This window comes from Mesorhizobium tamadayense (assembly GCF_003863365.1).
Lineage (GTDB): Bacteria > Pseudomonadota > Alphaproteobacteria > Rhizobiales > Rhizobiaceae > Mesorhizobium > Mesorhizobium tamadayense.
The window spans coordinates 39,516-57,995 of sequence record NZ_RQXT01000026.1; the positions used below are offsets into that span (position 1 = coordinate 39,516).

Sequence of the window (18,480 nt, forward strand, 5' to 3'; positions counted from 1 at the left end):
GTATTGCGCCATGCTTCACCCTGACTTATGCAACAATCGTTTTCCAGAGCCGGCTGGAAAAAGTCACGGCGGCGAGGCTGCGCGTTGGTGCGTGGTCCAGACGCACCAGCATTCCGAGTGCCTGGCCGAGCGCCACCTGCTGTCGCAGAACTTCCGGACCTATCTGCCCAAGCGCAGGCGAACCGTCCGGCACGCCCGCAGTGTCAAGATCGTGTCCAGTGCGTATTTCGACTGCTATCTGTTCGTCTTACTGGCTGTCCATCAGCAGAGCTGGTACCCGATCAACTCAACCGTTGGCGTCCGAAAGCTCGTCATGAGCAAGGGAATGCCGATACTGGCACCACATGGTGTGGTTGAGTCCTTGATGTCAGTAACCGACGACGACGGAATTTTGCACCCGGACATTCTATTGAGGCCGGGTCAGAGAATCAGGATCATAGACGGGCCGTTTTCCGACCAGCTTGGGATTCTTGATCATGTCGGAAGCGCTGGAGCGGTCAGAATTCTTCTCGACATTATGAACCGATCGATTCCTATCACTATTGATAGGGACAAATTGTCCATAGTTTCTTGAAACCAGTTGGTGAGTTTTCACTCACCATCCTTTGTTTCGGAAGACGCCGAAACCGCTCGGCAGAGAGTGATGGGTTGGCACCCAATTCACCCTCGGTGCGGCAGCCTGCGACGGCGATATCAGAACCTGCGGGCCGGCACTGAGAAGACCGGTCGTGCGACATCCAAGAGACACCGGCCCACCAACGGGTTTGGACTTACCTCACGCCAATTCCACGACGTTTTCGGCGACGACGAGCCAATGACGCTCGCCCGCGTTCAATCACGGAAAATCCCTTGCAACCTCCACGCAAGTCCAAATCGGCAGCCTTCCGTTCGGCCGGGCCCGGAGACCTTCAGGATCGTCTCCAGCCGCAACAGTATCGCCGCTGGGCTCCAGAGGCCAAGGCAGCGATGCTGGCGGAAGCTTTGGCGCCGGGAGCGAATGGATCAGCGTCAGCCAGGGCGCTCGGCGTGGACGCGTCAGACAGCCAGGCAGAAACTGGTGGAAGCGCTTTCCGGCCAATCGAAGCGGCGCCGGCACTGCCGATCGCCAGCGAACTGTTTCGAGCATTCAATGAGGCCGGCCTCAAATACGGAATAATTCAGGATCTCGCGTCGCTGCATGACGGATTTGCCGGCCGTGATGATCTGGATGTCCTTTTGGACAAGCGTGACTACCCGGTGTTCTGCTCGATCGTGTGTCAATTGCACGGCCGTCGCAGCGTGAGCCTCTCCTGCTACGACAATGTCTGCGCCGGCAGAGAAGACTGGTTCCTGCCTGACTTCTCGCGTGGCCGATATCTCCATCTCGACATGCATATCGGTGCCCGGGTCGGCTGGGAGTTTCGTAAGCGCTACCCGGCATTCGATTATGCGGCGATCGCGCGATGGGAGTCGATTTCTGTCGACGGCGTATCGGTTCCGGTGGTCTCTCCCGAGGACGAGCTTCGAATAGCGATTGCCCGTTTCGCGTTCCGGGCCTGGGCGCTGCCGTGGAGGCAATGGATCGCCGTCGATAAAGGTTGGCAGCAGCATTTTGCCCGCCTGCCATTCCCGTCCGACGAGCAAGGTTTGCAAGTCGTGGACTACACGTTTGGCGGCGCAAGAACGGCGCGCTGCAGGTTCCTGCAAAGCGCTGACGGTTTGGTCGCCCACCGCGGAGATCTAGCCAGGCTGCGGCGTTCGATCCGTGAAATGTGTGGCTACGCGGGACGCTACGCAATCGCCGATGCCGCGGTCCATCTGGCACGCAAGACCTCCTATCTCGCCGTGAGGTTCCTTCAGCGCCTGATGCCGGGGCGCCTTCCACCAAAGAGACGGCCGGCGGCGGGCGGACTGGTGGTGGCGCTAATAGGTCCCGACGGCATGGGCAAGAGCACTCAGGCTGACCGGCTGACGCAGATATTCGGGTGGAAATTCGGGTGTGCCCAAGCCTATGTCGGAACTGGCGATGGCAATGGATGGTGGATTCGCAAGGCGCTGCAGACTGTGGTCTTTCCCCATAGACGCCGCCTGAAGTCCCTGGCCCAGAACGATGGAAAAGATTCCTCCGGCCGAGCTTGGTCGAAGGGAGGAGTTGTCGCTGCCGCGTTGGCGCTATGGGCGGTCTTGATCGCGTTTGAGCGATACGCTGTCGTGAAACGTGCGCATCGATGGGCGACGCGCGGCCTGATCGTCGTTTGTGACAGGTGGCCGCAGGCGCTCTGCAGGGGATATCTGGACGGGCCGACCATTCCCCCTCACCTGTTCTCCGTCCCGGGCTTGTCAGCTCTCGCCCGGCTTGAGCAGAGACTTTATGAAAAGATGGCGGGATGCCGGCCAGATCTCACTTTGCACCTCGTTTCAGATTTTGCGGTCTCCGAGCAGCGAAAGCCCGGGGAAATCAGGAAAGAAGCGTTCGATGCGCGGCTGTCGCTGATGGCGGAACTGCGAGCCAAGGACAAGGACATCCGAACCGTTGACGCAAGCGCCGGCATAGAGGCGGTCGGCCGCGAGTTGTTCAGGCATATCTGGCTGTCTCTCTGAGAGGCAAAACAGGCGGTCCATCCGCCCCGCATCATCCCCGTACGTGCAGCTTTTTCCGCGATCGCGCCGGACGACAGGCGACCCCGGCCCGCGCCCGAAAGCCGCGGAAGGAGCCTCGGGCGCTCCCGCTCGATGCGCTCGATCTCTCGAATGCGCCGCCCCGGATTTCATGTCCCTGAGGTACAAGCAAGATGAAAATCCTTCATGTGCTCACCAGACTGCTTCGTGCCGGCTCCGAAGAGAACACGTTGGCTTGCTGTCTCGCTCAGGCGCGGCACGGCCATGAAGTGCTGTTGGTTCACGGCGCGGAATACGACCCAAGGCTACGGGCGTCCCTTACCGGAGCCCTTCGAGTGGTGACCCTGGAAAAACTCATCAACCCGATTTCGCTATCCCGCGACATTTCTGCGTTCGGTCAACTCACCCGCCTTATGCGCGATTGGCAGCCCGACATTGTGCACACGCATCAAAGCAAAGCCGGCATCGTCGGCCGCCTCGCCGCCAGGGAAGCCAATATCCCTGGCATCATACATGGCGTGCACATCTTGCCTTTCGTGCATGTGGGCAACGGGCAGAGGCTGATATTCCTGGCCGCCGAACGCCTGGCCGCGAAGTTCACGCGCGCTTTCATCGATGTCAGCCAGGCTATGCGCGACATCTGCATCGCCAATCATTTGGGCGGCCCCGATCAGCACCATGTTGTCCACTCCGGCTTCGATCTGGCACGTTTCGCGAACGCGCGCTGGCCGCAAGAGCCGCATCTGCTCCTGGGGACGGCAGCCGGGGAGCCAAAGCCGCCGGTGGTCCTTATGCTGGCCGCGCTGGAACCAAGAAAACGCCACGTCGAGTTCATTGAAGCATTCGGGCAAGTCGTTGACCGAATTCCGAACGTGCGGCTGCTGCTCGCCGGTGACGGACCGGCGCGATCCGATGTTGCGTCGGCGATCGAACGATCCCGGTTCGCAAACAACGTTCGTATGATCGGCTACCATAGCGAGCCCGAACGACTGATCAGCCTGGCGGACGTGTGCGTGCTGACGTCGATGCGAGAGGGATTGCCTCGCGTCATGATGCAGTATCTGGCGGGTGGTCGAGCCAGCGTAGTCTCGCACTTGCCGGGCGTGGAAGAGGTCGTCCAGCATGGCGTGAACGGAATTGTGACGCCAGCCGAGGATGTGGGCGCCGCAGCGGCGGCCGTCACCGATCTGCTTGAGAACCAGCACTATCGCGCTCGACTGGCTGATGGCGCGAAACGCACCGACCTGTCGTCCTGGGGGCTGGAGTCCATGTGCGAAAGCGTCGAGCAGATTTATCAATCCGTCCTAGACCCGGCCCTTCCAGCCGCAAGGCCAAACGAGGCACGAATTCGCGGTCGACTCGCTGGGCAAACCTTCGGGCTGCACGGATTTTGACCAGCCTTTTGCTGCTCCGATGGAGCTCGGAATTCAAGGCTTACTTCTCGAACCGTACGAAGAACCTCCTGTCACGCCCGGCCGACGAATGTCGATTGGTCCCGATGGCAGCAGGCTGGACAACCGGAGTACCGACGATGCGTATGCGTGCTGACCAGCAATTTCTTTCCAAGCCTTCGCGAACGAAGGACTGGTGCCGACGGCTATTTCCCAAATTCGGCCCCGCGGGCGGACGCATGCTCGCAACGATCGGTAGCCTCGCCGTTGCCTTTGTTCTGCTCACCGCAGGTGCATCCCGTGCGGATGGATATACATTCGACACCGGTGACATCCTGCGCGTTTCCGTGATCGGCGAGCAATCCTATCCGCTGGAAGTCGTGGTCGATGATCGGGGCTCGATATCACTGCCAATGTTGGGTGATATCCGAGCGCGCGGCCTCACCACCGTTGCCCTTTCGCAGGCCATTCAGCAGGCATTTCAGCAGCAGAAGCTCATCCTCGAGCCATTCGTGAAAGTGGAGATCGGCCAATACCGGCCATTTTTTATCTCCGGAACGGTGGCCCACCCTGGATCGTATCCCTTTCAACCGGGAATAACGGTTCGCCATGCGCTTGCCATAGCAGGCGGATTTCGCGCCACGGCTGTGGGAAACACGGAGCCGGCCCTGGAAATAGCTGACCTGCGAAGCGCGCGCGCAAATCTGGCGATAGAAGAATATCGCCTGAAGGTCCGTCTCTCTCGGCTCCAGGCGGAAAGTCGACAGGATAAGTCCTTCGTTGCTCCGCCGGATCCGCCGGTCGAGTTTGGCGGGCAGTTGATCGCCGGCATCATCGCGTCCGAACAGGCGCAGCTGGACGCGCGACTTGCCGCATATCGGGATGACATTTCCTACCTCGAGACCTCGCTGGATCGGGCGAAGAAGGAAGCAGCCATGGTTGCCGCCACCCGCGACGAACGGGAAAAGACCGCGAACATCCAACTGCAAGAGCTTCAGTCTGCCCGGTCTCTGCGGGAAAAGGGCCTGATAACCAACTCGAATGTCATGAGCGCGGAAAGAGCGCATACCAGCTATCGGGCTGAACTGGCGCAGACCGAATTTCAGCAGGAACAGGCTCAGCAGGCGATGCTGAACGCGGAAAGTGAGCTGCGAAAGAAGCATCAGAGTCGTGACATGGACCTGATCGCCCAGATCCAGGACACGCAGGTCGAGCTTGGGAAGACTCAAAGTCAAATAAGATATGTTGCCGACAAGCTTCTCTTTATCTTCACTTACGGCGAGCAGAGAACCTTGGATGATCTGCAAGGTTCGGTGAAGATTTCGATTTTCAGGCGCGAGCAGAAGATCGCCCACGACATCGTCGCTGATGAAAACACGGAAGTGAGAGCTGGCGATGTCATCGAGGTATCCGTTGTGGCCAACAAGGGATTCTACGCTCCGGACTCCGGAACAATAGCATCCCCCAATGCGGCAAATCCGGCTATCCAGCCAAGCGTCGTCGGCCAATAGCGCGACACAGATCTTCGGAACTTGATCGTGATCTTTGGCGCGGCATTGACAGCCTTTGGGGCCCGTCCCCAGCGGGCGAATTCCCATGTCGAAGCCGAGCAGAGGCCGCTAAACCTCCTCCGCGCAACGGCGCGCCACAAGACGTCGCGCAGGGCCCGGCGCCGCCGCCTCATCGTCCGGTCGCGCATCCCGGGTGCAATCCTGCTCCTCCTCGCCGCTGCGCTTGCGGGAGCGGAGTTTCTGCCGCGCTCTGTTGATATCGCGACGGTCCCTGGCTGGCGCCATTTTTCCGATCCGCTGACCTTGCTGGCCGGTCCGGGCGCTCTCCCGGTTTTCATGGCGGTCGCGGCGCTGGGCTTGCTTGCTGCAGCCGTCCGCAACGCAAGGTGGAGACGGACAAGCGACTTGCCAGGCGCGTTCCCGAGCGCCGACGCCCGGTCCTCGATCCGGGAGCCGGCGCCGGGCTCGGAGCTGGCCTGCGCGTTGCGTTCCTGCAAGGCCGCGTTCGCGGGCGTCGCGGTTTTTAGCGGCGTGAGCAACATCCTCATGCTGACCGGCGCGATGTTCATGTTGCAGGTCTACGATCGCGTGCTGCCGAGCCGCAGCGTCCCGACTCTGATCGCCATGGCGATACTGGCCGGTGTTCTGTTTGTGGGGCAGGCCGTCATCGACCTCGTGCGCGGCCGCATCATGACCCGGATCGGCGCCGAGCTGGACGAAGCGGTCGCGGGGCGCGTGTTCACCGCCGTTTCGAGGCTGCCCCTGTACATCGGCCAGCAGGGCGATGGATTGCAGCCGCAACGCGATCTCGACAGCGTCCGTACTTTTCTGTCGAGTGCCGGGCCCGGCACGCTATTCGATCTTCCGTGGCTGCCCTTTTATCTGGCGATCATCTGGAGCCTTCATCCGACCCTCGGGATAACCGCCGCTTGCGGCGCGTTCGTGCTGGTGACGCTGACGGTCGCGACCGAGATCCTTACGCGCAAGCCGATGGGCGCCGCGGTTCTGACTGCAGTGAGGCGCAACAGCTTCGCCGAGGCCAGCCGGCGCAACGCGGAGGTGCTTGCGGCGATGGGCATGGGCAAACGCCTGCACGACCACTGGCGCGAAGCGAGCCGCGAGCATCTTACGCAGCAGCAGCGTGTCAGCGATATCGTTGGCGGCTTCGGCAGCCTCGCCCGCGCCTTGCGACTGATGCTTCAGTCGGCAATGCTGGGTGTGGGCGCCTGGCTTGTGATCCAGGGTGAGGCGACTTCCGGGGTCATCATCGCCGGCTCCATCCTTGCAGGCCGTGCGCTGGCGCCCGTCGATCTTGCCATCGCCCATTGGCGCAACTTCGTGGCCGCACGCCAGAGCTGGAGCAGGCTGGCGAAGTTGCTCGCCCGGTTGCCGCAAGACGCTCAGCCGATGGCGCTTCCGGTGCCCGGCTCGAATCTGACGGTGGAACGCATCGCGATCGCTGCGCCTGGCGCTCAACGCATCATCGTGCAAGGTGTGGAATTCAGCCTCGGCGCCGGCTCGGTGCTCGGCATCATCGGACCAAGCGGTTCCGGCAAATCGAGCCTCGTTCGTGGGTTGGTCGGCGCTTGGCGACCACTGGCGGGCCGTATCAAGCTGGACGGCGCCGCGCTGGATCAGTGGTCGTCCGAACGCCTTGGCCGCTACATAGGTTACCTTCCGCAAGACGTCGAGCTGTTCGCGGGAACGGTCGCCGCCAATATCGCCCGCTTCGATCCTGGGGCGGACCCCCAGGCCATTGTCGCCGCCGCCCGCGCCGCGGGCGTCCATCAGTTGATCATCGGTCTTCCCAACGGTTACGAGACGCAGATCGGCGAGGGCGGAACAACGCTCTCGGCCGGCCAGCGCCAGCGCGTTGCCCTGGCGCGTGCGCTCTATGGCGATCCGTTCCTGGTGGTCCTCGACGAACCCAACTCTAATCTCGATAGTGAAGGCGAGATCGCGCTTGCCGGCGCCATCCTCGCAACCAAGGCGCGCGGCGGCATCGTAGCGATCGTGGCGCATCGGCCCAACATTCTCGGCACGGTGGATTTCCTGCTCGTGATGAAAGACGGCCAGATGCAGATGTTCGGCACGAGAGAAAGTGTTCTGTCGAAACTCTTGCCTACGTCGCAGGCCGTGACCGCTGGCCTGCAGCCGGTTTTCAAGCTCACTCCGACTGCCGAGTTGATGACCGCCCCGGACATGGACACGGGGAAATGACTGTTGCCCTTCCGAACAGGTCGCGTTCCAACCGGCGATCCATCCGCCGCAATCTGCTGGGCGGAATGACCATCGTCGCATTGCTCGTCGGCGGAATGGGAGTCTGGGCCGGCACGGTGGATATTTCGGGAGCAGTGATCTCACACGGCGCGGTGGTCGTCGACACCAGCGAAAAGAAAGTTCAACACCCGACCGGCGGCGTGGTCGGCAAGATTTTCGTGCGCGATGGCGACCGCGTCCGGGCCGGAGACATTCTGGTCCAGCTCAGCGACACCGTTCCGCGTGCCAGCCTGGCTTACGTGACGAAGAATCTGGATGAGCTCTATGCGCGAAAGTCCCGCCTCGAGGCCGAGCGTGACGGCAGCGAGCGGATGACGCTTGCTCCGACGCTTGTCGCGGGAATGAACGACCCTGAGGTTGCAGCCACGGTGGCCAGCGAACAACGGCTGTTCGAGCTTCGTCGCACCGAGGTGTCTGGCAACAAGGCGCGCTTGCGCGAACGCATCGAGCAACTCGGAAAGCAGATCGAGGGTTATTCGGCGCAGGAATCGGCAAAGGCGAAGGAGATCGAGCTGATCAACGACGAGCTCGTCGACATCCGCAGTCTTGTCGAAATGAGGCTCACCCTCAAGTCGAAGCTGACCGAATATGAACGCGAGGCGACACGCATCGAGGGTGAACGGGCGCAAGTTGTGTCCAGCATAGCGCAGGCAAAGGGGGCGATCGCCGAAGTCGAGCTCCAGATCCTGCAGCTCGACAAGGAGTTTTCCAGCGAGACCGGGAGCGAATTGCGCGAGGTCGAAGCCAAGATCGCCGAGTTCGAGGAGCGAAAGGTCACCGCGGAGGACCAGCTGTCGCGCATCGATATTCGTGCCCCCGCCAGCGGCACGGTCCATCAATCCTCAATCCATACCTTGGGTGGCGTGATCGGCGCGGGGGAGCCGATCATGCTGATCGTGCCCGACACCGACACTCTCGCGGTCGAGGTGAAGGCCGCACCCCAGGACATCGACCAGCTCTTGATCGGTCAGCGCGCGCTTCTTCGCTTCACCGCCTTCAACGTCCGCACCACGCCCGAAACGGAAGGTGTGGTCTCCATGATCGCGGCCGACGTGACGCGCGATCAGCACACCAACGAAATCTACTACGCGGTGCGCATCACGCCCGACCCGAAGGATTTTAAGAAGCTCGGCCCCGTCTCGCTCGTTCCGGGCATGCCGGTGGAAGCGTTCATACGGACTGGCGACCGCAAGGTGCTTTCATACCTGATGAAGCCTTTGACGGACCAGATGATGCGTGCGTTCAGGGACCAGTAGGCACGCCGCAGCTTGTCGTACGGGTCGCTGCAATCTTCTCACCTGTGGCGAGGGAGACCTATCAAGATGGCAACAGAGCTGAAACCTCCGATCTTTCTGATTGGCAACTACCGGTCGGGCACCACCATCACGCAGAAATTGATGGGGCTGCACCCGGATGTCGTTACCTGGTACGAACCAAAAACATTGTGGCTCTATGCCGATCCGGCACGGCGTCATGACGAATTTGTCAAAGCCGACGCGACCGAAAAGGTCGTCCGTTACATTCGCAACCGGTTCCTCGAATATCAGTTGCGGCACGGCAATCGGCAAATCATGGAAAATACGCCCGCCAATGTTTTGCGCGTGCCATTTATCCATCAGATCTTTCCGGAGGCTATATTTCTATATATCTCGAGGAATCCCTTCTCTTATATCAGCTCCATGGAGCTTAAATGGCAGCGTCCAAAGAGTTTTAAAGGTCTCCTGAGGCTGTTGAAAGACACGCCGGTCACGCAAGTTCATTATTACGCGGGAGATGTTATAAAGCAGATAGTCACCAAAAGGATACTGCGAAGAAAATACACATCGATCTATGGGCCGCGTTACAAGGGAATAGATCGGGATTTGCAGGAGCATGAAAAACTGACGGTGATCGCGCGCCAGTGGGCGCGCGGCAATCGAATGGCCCGAGAAGATCTCGCCAGGCTAGTCAACGGCCGCGTATTCTCGTTCCGCTATGAGGATCTCATCCAGGATCCCGAGCGGGTTCTGCGGGGCATATTTGAGCATTGTGGCCTGGACTGCGATGACCGCATCGTGTGCGCAGCGAAAGAGATGATCGATCCCGGCCGCCAGCAGAAGTGGCTCCGCCTGGATCCGAGCCAACTGGCAGCGATCATCCCGGAGGTCCGGGATGAGATGGGGTTCTACCACTACGAGATCCCGTCCCTTCTCGTTGAACAGGGCTCGCGGCCAACGCGACCTCCATTGTCGTTTCAGCACGGCCATCCGGATATTCCGTCCTCCCGCTGAGCGGGGAGATGCATTGGCTGCCCGCTTTGATCGGTCGAATAAGCAACCAGGCAAGTGGAGAGAGGCGTGAGCAACAACCGGCGCGGGCTGGCAAAACACAGCGTCATAGGCATGTTTTGGACGGCCCTGTCCATGGGTGCCCTCGCTGTCGCGGAGCTTGTCGCTCTCGTCATTCTGGCCCGGCTGCTCTCGCCCAACGAGTTCGGCCTTTACTCCGCAGCACTCATCATCATCAAATTTTCAGCCATCTTCCAGGGACTTGGCATTACCCCAGCGATCGTGCAGCGGCCGCAGCTGGAGGAGCGGCATCTTCGCGCCGGATTCACCCTGTCGTGCTTGCTCGGCGTCGCTGTATCGGCGCTGGTCTGGGCGATGGCACCCGCCATTGCCGGCCTGCTTCGGCTTGCCGATCTGGCGCCCGTCGTGCGTGCGATCTGTTTCGTGTTTCTTTTTCAAGGGGCTTCCATGGTGGCTTTGGCCACCGCCCAGCGCGCGCTGCGGTTCCGTTGGCTCGCCCTCATCGACGCCTGTGCCTTTGCAGTGGGCTACGTCGTTGCCGGCCCGATCCTGGCTTGGCTCGGCTTCGGCATCTGGGCGCTTGTCGGCGCGCTCCTGATCCAGCAATTCATCCGCATGATCGTGCTGCTCGCCGGCCAGCCGCATCCGATGCGGCCCCTGCTGGAGTGGCGCGCCATCGTCGAACTGCTCTATTTCGGAAGCGGCTTCACCATTGCCCGGGTATGCAATTACCTCGCCACCCAGGCGGACAGGCTGGTCGTGGGCCGCTGGCTCGGCGCCGATGCGCTCGGCCTCTACGGCCTGTCGTCACAGCTCATGACGGCGCCGGCGGTCATCGTCGGCCAGGTTCTCGATCGCGTGCTGTTCCCGACCATGGCGCTGGTCCAGGAGCAACCCGCGCGGCTTGCGCGCGCCTATCGCGGCGCGGTCGCGGGTTGCGCCCTGCTCGTCCTGCCAGCCAGCGTGGTCGTGGCGATCGTCGCGCCCGAACTGGTTAAGGTCATTCTCGGACGGGGATGGATAGGCGTTGTCGCGCCGCTCCAGATCCTGGCGTTCGGCATGCTGTTCCGCACGAGCTACAAGCTCAGCGATTCCGTCTCGCGCGCGACGGGCACCGTCTACGCTCGCGCCTGGCGCCAGGCCGTCTTCACCATCGGTGTCTTCGCAGGCTCCCTCATCGGGCAACTCTGGGGCATTGAAGGCGTGGCATTCGGCGTCGGAGCAGCCTTCGGGGTCAATTTCTTCCTCATGGCGCAGTTAAGCCTTCGCGTGACCGGGATGACGTGGGCGGATTTCTTCCTGGCGCATCTGCCTGGCCTCGCGCTCGCGGGCGTTGTCGGAACGAGCGCCTGGGCATTCGTGGGGTGGCTGCGCGCCATCCAGCTATCTCCTCTTCCGCTGCTTATCGATACGGCCTTGCTGGCGTCTGTCGGGGGCCTGCTGCTGTGCTGGCTGCTGCCGTCGCTGTTCCTTGGGCGGGAAGGCCTGTCACTGCTGCGCTTGCTCGCGGCAGTGGTGCCCGCGTGGCCGAGGATGAAGCAGGCAACGGACTGATCGAGGACGCAACTCGACGTTTGTACTGATCGCCCGGTCAGGAATTTCCGGCATGCCTTTCACGCGCAACGTCACCACTGCCGTGCTCGATTTTGGTGCCGACGGTGACGCCCGGTCGGGCACGCGGAGATTGCGTTCTTAGTCGAGGGAAATGGGGAGGGAGACTTGTCATGGCTGAACTGTTCGAAACAAGGGTGACGACCGCAGGCGACGATGTGGAGGAGAAAGGCTCCGGCTCGATTTCGACCAACATCAACGACCTGGAGTTGGGTTATGACAGCAGCACCCGCCAAACGGTCGGCCTCCGCTTTACCGGCATCGATATCCCGCAAGGCGCCATCATCACCAGCGCCTACATCCAATTCCAGGCCAACGAGGTGAAGACGGACGCAACCTCTGTGCTGATCAAGGGCGAAGATACCGACGACGCAAACGCCTTCACCAGCGTCAGCTTCAACGTGTCGTCAAGGGCGACCACCGACGCGTCGACGGCCTGGGTCCCGGACCCCTGGACCACGATAGGCGAACAGGGCCTGGCCGAGCGCACGCCCGACCTCTCGGCGATCGTTCAGGAGATCGTCAACCGCTCGGGCTGGGCGGCGCTCAACGACATGGCGTTCCTGATCACCGGCACCGGCACGCGCACGGCCGATTCATACGAGTACAATCCCGCTGGCGCGCCGCTGCTGCACATCGAATATATCCTGCCCGGATCCGGCAACCCGGTGGTCTTCAACACACCCGCCGATGCCGACGCCACGACCAACCAGATCGCCGAGCTCGCCGCGGCAGGGGCACCCACCGGGATCACCGCTTCTGCCACGGATCCCGACGCCGGCGCGACCGTCACCTACAGCCTCAACGATTCGCGTTTCGCTATTAATTCCAGCACCGGCGTCATCACCCGCTCGGCCTCCGGCACGCTCGACTTCGAGACCCAGTCGTCGATCAATCTGACGGTGACGGCAACCTCTTCCGACGGCAGCAAGGCCAATCAGGCATTCACCCTTGCCGTCCTCAACAGCCCGGAGCCGGTCGCCTTCAATACTCCGCCCGATGCCAACACCGCGGCCAACCAAATCCTCCAGAATGCCGCGGCCGGCACGGCGGTCGGCATCACCGCCTCGGCCAAGGATCCCGATGCCGGTTCGACGGTCACCTACACGATCGATGACGCACGCTTTGCCATCAACTCCAGCACCGGAGTCATCACGCGATCGAGCGCGGGCACGCTCAATGCCCAATCCGAACCGTCGGTCAACCTCCACGTCACAGCCACCTCGTCCGACGGAAGCTTCGACACTCATACCTTCAAGGTTGACGTCACCGGTGGCGGCCAGTTGCCGACATCAGTGACCTTGGCCCATACCATCCTGACCTCGCAGTGGTCGCCGCCGAGCCCCGACCCCACGGATATTGTCTATATCTCTCACCTTGGCACACTGCTGGTTGCTGACAGCGAAGTCGACGAGATGTCGATTTTTACCGGCAAGAATCTCTACCAGATGAATCTGAACGGCACCCTGGCGGGCACGCTCACCACCATCAGCTTTTCCGATGAGCCGGCCGGGATCGCCTATAACCCTGCGAACCACCATCTGTTCTTTGCGGACGACACCGGCACGAAGAGCGTGTACGAGCTCAACCCCGGGTCAGACGGGCTTTACAACACGGTCGACGATAAAGTGACCTCGTTCAAGACGTCCGCATTCGGCAGTTCGGACCCGGAAAGCCTTGCCTATGACACAAACCGTGGCGTGCTGTATCTCGCGGATGGCTCAACGCAGACGATCTACACCATCGCTCCGGGCCAGAACGGCAGATTCGACGGCGTCCCGAGCACGGGCGGCGACGATGTCGTGACGAGTTTTTCCGCACGATCGCTCGGAACCCCTTCCGACGAGAGCATTGCGTACGACCCGGTCCACGACCTCCTTTACATCATCCAGTCGCGGTACTCGGTAGCAATGGTGACGCCGACCGGGGAGCTGTTGGGCACGCTCGACATCTCCGCCGCCAACGCGAAAAAGCCTGCGGGGCTTGCGCTGGCGCCGAGCAGCGACGATCCGAGCCACCAAATGAGCCTCTATATCGTCGATCGCGGTGTGGACAACGACTCGCATCCGACCGAGAACGACGGCAAGATCTATGAATTCCATTTGAACGATTGGCTGCTCGCCTGATCTGACGAGGGGGCGATCGAGGGGGGGCGATTTCGGCCGGCCGAAGGAGGACCCTTCGGCTCGGCCGGCTCGGCCCTGCAGGCGTCAGGCTGATCCCCGCCGACAAACAATACCCCGACAAACAAATACCCCGACCGCTCGCGGCACTCTGTCGTGCCGCGAGCGGTCGGGGTGTCAAAATGAAAGAAAGCTTACGACTGGCCGGGAGGGCCAACGTGAATGTGGTTCTTGTCACCCCAGCCATTGCCCGGGCGTGTTCCTCCCGATTTGGCGATCGCCCTGGAGTTCAAGCTTGTGCCGAGCAGAAGCGTTATGGCCGGTGGAGTCACCGCCGCAAAACGCCCTGCCTTCTTGAGAAAGTCCCGGCGCGCCTGAGCCTCCGAAACCAGGGTTTCCTGCGTCCGTTCCGAGCGTTTTGTACTTTCGGTTGGCATGACAATCCTCCCCATAAGTGTTTCAGAATTCCACAGCCAGTTTATGCTTCCCGATACACGTGTGCCAGTTCACCAAAAGGCTTAGATTTTCGCGCTTGGGATCAAGAGCGTGCGAGCGATGCGCCGCGCGACATCGGACGAGCCTCCTCGCGACGAGCCGTCGGCACGTAGAAACCGCCATGTGCCCCACGTCAAATTGCCGGCCAGGCGCAACGGAGCGCCGATGATCGGGTGAGTTGCCGTGAAGATGCGCCTCCAGTGCTGGAAACGGACGATCGGCCGCCGTGCGCATTTGGCGGGAATCCTGATTCCGAAGAAGTGATGCAAGGCCAGCAGCTGGGTGTCCAGCGCATTGCGGGCGCCTCGATCCGACATGGATGCCTGCAATGCCGTCCAGTCCACCTGGTCGCTTTTCGCCAATTGTGCCAGGTCATGAAGATGCCTGAGGTCAATCCTTCCGCGCCAGTAGTCCCCCTCCTTAAGCAGGTCGTGCACGATCCAGTGCAGGGCCCGAGCCTGGGCAGGCGGAATATTCACCCGCAGACCGTTTCGCTGGACGAGCCTTGGCGGGTCAAAGCCATTCGCCCGGCGCGCCCGGAGCTCCAGCATTCCGGCGTCCTGCTGACGAACCATGCCTCGGCCACGCGCCACCTCGACGTAGCCGAGCTCTTCAAGACAGGCTTGGGCAGCCGCCTCTTCGCCCGGCTCCACGGCCAGATCGAGGTCACTCGTCATCCGGCTGGGAGCCCGGCGGGCCGGTGAAAGGAAAAGGGGGACCGCTCCCTTGAGCAGGAGCGGAACGATGCCATGGCGATTAAGGGCTGCAACGGCTTCGAGCAGTTGGGCGCGCAAGCGCAGGTTCCGTTCCCGATTGCAGTCGTGAACGAACCGAAGATACTCGCGCACATCCTGCGGCAATCGGTGGATCTGGCCGGCACGTTTGAGCGACGAGAACAAGTCTGGCGTGAGCAGCGTGCGATTGGCCAGGGCAATCACAGCATGCCAGTCGGTCCTGTCGGCCGGACTGCCGCGAAGCCCGGCGATCAGCGCCTGAAGCGCGTTGCCCCTGCGCGTCATCGGCATGCTTTCGTGATCAGCTCTACCGCATCATCGAGCTTCGAATAGGTCAGGCAATAGGTGCCCGCCGATCCGATGACTTGGGTCAGCATGTCGAAGGCGGTGCCGCTCAGCTCTTGGCCGCGTGCGGACGCGCCGTTGAGCAGGACGCGCAATGCGCTGGCTGGCTCGATCGGCTCCAGGCAAGCCTTCGCGTCGCGGCTTCGACGGAGCTGGATCACGCAGCCGATTGGCGCGGGCGGGCGCGGCACGAACTCCTTGGGCACGGCAAACCGAACACGCCTGCCGTCCGGTCGGCGACAGACCGGAACAGCATCGAGGTCGGCGTAGTATTCGGCCAGAAGCGGCCATGCTCCCGCCTTGACGGCGGGGGCAAACGGCAGACCCACGCCGTGCCCCCGGGAGTCCAGCAGCGTGACATCGTCAGAAGCGAAACCGAACCCGGCATGCATCAACGCCAGGGTCAGCGTCGTCTTGCCTGCGCCCGGGTTGCCGCAAAGAAGCACGATGCGTTCATTTCTGAGAAGCGCAGCCGCGTGCAGAGCAAGCTCGTAGGCGCCGCGATCGAGAACCTCGATCAGCAATTGCCCTTTCAGCATGACGGGCAGTTCGTCGGGCGAGCAGGAGAAAACCCAGTCGCCATCCCGGAACAAGTGGACCCGCCCTTCATGCTCGACCAGCTGCAGCAGAACGTCGGCAGTCTCGCTTCGGACCTCGAGATGCCGGAATACGGCGATCGCGGGAAAAGCGCAGGCCGCCGGGTAGACGATGCGCATGTTGAGGCCCGCGATGGCGACCACCTGGCTCACAGCCTCTTGAGCTGACGCGGACAACGGCGCGTGGGGCCGTATCAGGCTCAGCCGTTGCCAATCCCTCAGCGCAGCCTCGACGTGCCTGTTTGCCTCAAGCCTATCAACGCCAGCGCGCGCCATCTCGCCCGAGATAGCGTCCAGCGGCATGCCTCCTTCCAGGGAGCGCCAGATCTCGGCAGCAGTATCGTTGACGGCGAAAATGGCCTGCCGGGATGGACTGAACAGGATATTTTGTCCCCTGACGCGTGCCAGCCGCCCCTGGGTCACAAACGTCGCACGGCTGTGAGCGACGGAGCCGAGCGCCGCCGTTCTGTTAGCCGCCTCGGGCTGATTCATCGGATAGCCCCCTCCCCGTCTGCCGAAACGCGATGACGGTCCAAGCTGTTGTTGCAAAGCAGGCGTGTTCAACGGGTGATGCGGCAATGCCCATTTCGGCAGGACTTCCATTTTGTCCAATCAGCTCGCCGACGGATGCAACCGCTCACAGCGCTTCGTCGGAGAACCGGGCCACGTTCTGATGTGCCGCGATCCACTGGAGATGCGCCTTGTTCCAGAATTCGCGCGCGTCAGCTCCCGTCAGCACCCTGAAACCGGACGGCGGCAGCGGCAATGCGGACGGCATTGGCTCGTCGGGCAGCCACAGCAACATGTTGTCCCCGCTTTCAATCGCCAGCCGCCAGGTTCTTTCAAGGCGACGGAACCCGCGCATATTTGCCGAAGCCAGTGCAAAAACCGATCCTGTGATCCTCAGCCTGGGTGACTGATCGACGGCTTTGATCGGTGCCTGATGTGTGATTTCGCCCTTGGAGAGAAAGGCATGCATACGGATGAGGGTTCGGTCGATCCGCACGGTTTCCCGTGTTCCGTCCCGTTCGTTTGATGCAGGGTCCAGGCTGATCCCCGAAAAACATCCGTCGAACAGGCAATCTTCGACAATGCCGCTGAGGAGATAGTCGTTCTCGACCGCATCATCCCTGATTTCGCTGAGCCAGCAGCCTTTCAAGCGGAAGCCGTCGGCCCGCTCGGCGAAACGCACGCCGTCCCAGCAGCGGCGCGCCCGGACGTCCTCTATTGTCGCATTGGCGCTTCCGTCCCTGACAAGCAGGGCCGCGCTGTTGCAATAGGTGTCGCGCCAATCGGAGGTTAGCGGCACCTGGCCGTCGAAGCGGCCCCCTATGAAGCGAACGCCGGGGCAATTGCGGATCACGACGGGATAGCGATTGACCGGCAAGGTTCCTTCGTCGCAGCTCATCATCGCGCTGGGATCGGTGTTTCTGCTGTTGGCAACTGTGAAGGAAGCATTCCGAGCGTCGATTGTTGCTCCGGCTTCGAGGTTTCGAATCGATTGTTGTTCGTAGCCATGCTCACCCGCCAGAACGAGCTGCTTGCCTCCCGGCGTCAGTCCGCCCTCCGCCTGGCACGAGCCTGGCAACAGGGCGAACACGGGATACAGGCCAGCGAGGCCCATGAATGAACGGCGGTCCATTCTCATGCTCATTGACCGGGAGAATCGCATAGCCGATGCCGGTCGAGACAGGCCAAAAGCACCGCCTCGAGCGCTCTCTCGGCCACGTCTTCGGGCGAGGCAAACATTTCGACGTCGACCGCCGCCAGCACGCCGATGTGATCTTCCGTTCCCATTGACCGCTCAAGGGCCGCCGCCATCTCGCGGCAAGCACGATCCGCCGCCGACCAGAGATCAGGATCGCTTTCCGGGGATGTCCGTTGCAGCCGTGAGGAGCGATCGCCCCTGGTCTGGAGCCGGTCTCTGGCGATGCCGGTCTCGCTGCGCAGGTGGACAAAAACCATGTCATGCACCCCAAGGGTAGAAAGCATATCCAGCCACTTCTCGGATGTTTTTCGGCACTTGCTCTTCAAAAAGACGGACCAGAAACCCTGCAGCAACCCCTGATCCATTATAATGATCGAATTCCGTCTTGACCTCTCCTGCTGGATAAATGCAACCAAGCCGACAAGATTCCAGACAAGCCTGACAGCATCAAGGAGCGATGCTTGCCTGCTTTCGACGACGAAGCGGGCAATTCGGGTAAACAAGGAGCGAAACTCCCGATCTAGAAATCGAGGGGCGACGACGCCGATTCTATATATCTGCCTCTCGATGAATGTTCTTCCTTCCCACGCTATTCGCACCTCGCCTACCAGCGGGCCACGCCGTCGCAAGCTGTTCGCCAACAGCCTGGAGGTGGTTGTCTTTCCGACCCCGGGCAGACCAAAGAACTCCACAAACCGAATGTCTGTTCGAAGCGCGTGTGCTTCGACGCTTGGCGGGAGGCTTGCCGCCAGGTGACCAACCGTGTGCGAAGTCATTGGCTTTCAGATGATAAGGTGGGG

General features: G+C 61.6%; 13 protein-coding genes. 9 read left to right on the forward strand and 4 right to left on the reverse strand.

Going from position 1 to position 18,480, the window contains the following annotated elements; translation table 11 throughout:
• Positions 1 to 10: 10 nt before the first annotated feature.
• From nusG to EH240_RS20545, 9 genes are all read left to right on the forward strand, one after another.
• Complete coding sequence (gene nusG / locus EH240_RS20505) at positions 11 to 574, forward strand: transcription termination/antitermination protein NusG (RefSeq protein WP_125001975.1); 564 nt, start codon at positions 11 to 13, stop codon at positions 572 to 574.
• A gap of 392 nt (positions 575 to 966) precedes the next feature.
• The gene (locus EH240_RS20510; protein WP_125001977.1) at positions 967 to 2,580 is read left to right on the forward strand and encodes a nucleotidyltransferase family protein; all 1,614 of its coding nucleotides are present in this window, start codon (positions 967 to 969) and stop codon (positions 2,578 to 2,580) included.
• Between the two features lie 191 nt (positions 2,581 to 2,771).
• Complete coding sequence (locus EH240_RS20515) at positions 2,772 to 3,992, forward strand: glycosyltransferase (RefSeq protein ID WP_125001979.1); 1,221 nt, start codon at positions 2,772 to 2,774, stop codon at positions 3,990 to 3,992.
• 137 nt (positions 3,993 to 4,129) lie between these two features.
• Positions 4,130 to 5,500, forward strand: a complete 1,371-nt coding sequence (locus EH240_RS20520; protein ID WP_245436216.1) for a polysaccharide biosynthesis/export family protein — start codon at positions 4,130 to 4,132, stop codon at positions 5,498 to 5,500.
• Positions 5,501 to 5,521: 21 nt separating this feature from the next.
• Positions 5,522 to 7,720, forward strand: a complete 2,199-nt coding sequence (locus tag EH240_RS20525) for a type I secretion system permease/ATPase (RefSeq protein ID WP_425374814.1) — start codon at positions 5,522 to 5,524, stop codon at positions 7,718 to 7,720.
• Complete coding sequence (locus EH240_RS20530; RefSeq protein ID WP_125001981.1) at positions 7,717 to 9,036, forward strand: HlyD family type I secretion periplasmic adaptor subunit; 1,320 nt, start codon at positions 7,717 to 7,719, stop codon at positions 9,034 to 9,036. Before EH240_RS20525 ends, EH240_RS20530 begins: the two co-directional genes overlap by 4 nt.
• A 66-nt stretch (positions 9,037 to 9,102) precedes the next feature.
• Entirely contained in the window at positions 9,103 to 10,050 is a 948-nt protein-coding gene (locus EH240_RS20535; RefSeq protein WP_125001983.1) for a sulfotransferase family protein, read from the forward strand.
• A gap of 66 nt (positions 10,051 to 10,116) precedes the next feature.
• Positions 10,117 to 11,622, forward strand: coding sequence for a lipopolysaccharide biosynthesis protein (locus EH240_RS20540; protein ID WP_245436218.1), 1,506 nt, complete (start codon positions 10,117 to 10,119; stop codon positions 11,620 to 11,622).
• A 170-nt stretch (positions 11,623 to 11,792) separates the two neighbouring features.
• Positions 11,793 to 13,805, forward strand: a complete 2,013-nt coding sequence (locus EH240_RS20545; protein WP_245436220.1) for an RTX toxin — start codon at positions 11,793 to 11,795, stop codon at positions 13,803 to 13,805.
• 515 nt (positions 13,806 to 14,320) lie between these two features.
• Here the strand turns inward: EH240_RS20545 and EH240_RS20555 are convergent.
• Genes EH240_RS20555 through EH240_RS20570 form a run of 4 tightly spaced genes read right to left on the reverse strand, consistent with a single transcriptional unit; the run spans position 14,321 to position 18,183 of the window.
• On the reverse strand, positions 14,321 to 15,322 hold the full coding sequence (locus EH240_RS20555) for a nucleotidyltransferase family protein (protein WP_245436222.1): 1,002 nt from the start codon (positions 15,320 to 15,322) through the stop codon (positions 14,321 to 14,323).
• Entirely contained in the window at positions 15,313 to 16,575 is a 1,263-nt protein-coding gene (locus EH240_RS20560) for a PqqD family protein (RefSeq protein WP_245436230.1), read from the reverse strand. Before EH240_RS20560 ends, EH240_RS20555 begins: the two co-directional genes overlap by 10 nt.
• A gap of 34 nt (positions 16,576 to 16,609) precedes the next feature.
• Positions 16,610 to 17,614, reverse strand: coding sequence for a hypothetical protein (locus tag EH240_RS20565; RefSeq protein WP_125001986.1), 1,005 nt, complete (start codon positions 17,612 to 17,614; stop codon positions 16,610 to 16,612).
• Between the two features lie 8 nt (positions 17,615 to 17,622).
• The gene (locus tag EH240_RS20570) at positions 17,623 to 18,183 is read right to left on the reverse strand and encodes a hypothetical protein (RefSeq protein ID WP_342634097.1); all 561 of its coding nucleotides are present in this window, start codon (positions 18,181 to 18,183) and stop codon (positions 17,623 to 17,625) included.
• Between the last annotated feature and the right edge of the window lie 297 nt (positions 18,184 to 18,480).

What these genes read in the sequence shown, in the direction of transcription:
- EH240_RS20565 (WP_125001986.1), bottom strand. Translation starts at nt 17,614, where the DNA reads ATGGACCGCCGTTCATTCATGGGCCTCGCTGGCCTGTATCCCGTGTTC.
- EH240_RS20555 (WP_245436222.1), bottom strand. Translation starts at nt 15,322, where the DNA reads ATGCCGATGACGCGCAGGGGCAACGCGCTTCAGGCGCTGATCGCCGGG.
- EH240_RS20560 (WP_245436230.1), bottom strand. Translation starts at nt 16,575, where the DNA reads ATGGAAGTCCTGCCGAAATGGGCATTGCCGCATCACCCGTTGAACACG.
- EH240_RS20545 (WP_245436220.1), top strand. Translation starts at nt 11,793, where the DNA reads ATGGCTGAACTGTTCGAAACAAGGGTGACGACCGCAGGCGACGATGTG.
- EH240_RS20530 (WP_125001981.1), top strand. Translation starts at nt 7,717, where the DNA reads ATGACTGTTGCCCTTCCGAACAGGTCGCGTTCCAACCGGCGATCCATC.
- nusG (WP_125001975.1), top strand. Translation starts at nt 11, where the DNA reads ATGCTTCACCCTGACTTATGCAACAATCGTTTTCCAGAGCCGGCTGGA.
- EH240_RS20520 (WP_245436216.1), top strand. Translation starts at nt 4,130, where the DNA reads ATGCGTATGCGTGCTGACCAGCAATTTCTTTCCAAGCCTTCGCGAACG.
- EH240_RS20515 (WP_125001979.1), top strand. Translation starts at nt 2,772, where the DNA reads ATGAAAATCCTTCATGTGCTCACCAGACTGCTTCGTGCCGGCTCCGAA.
- EH240_RS20535 (WP_125001983.1), top strand. Translation starts at nt 9,103, where the DNA reads ATGGCAACAGAGCTGAAACCTCCGATCTTTCTGATTGGCAACTACCGG.
- EH240_RS20510 (WP_125001977.1), top strand. Translation starts at nt 967, where the DNA reads ATGCTGGCGGAAGCTTTGGCGCCGGGAGCGAATGGATCAGCGTCAGCC.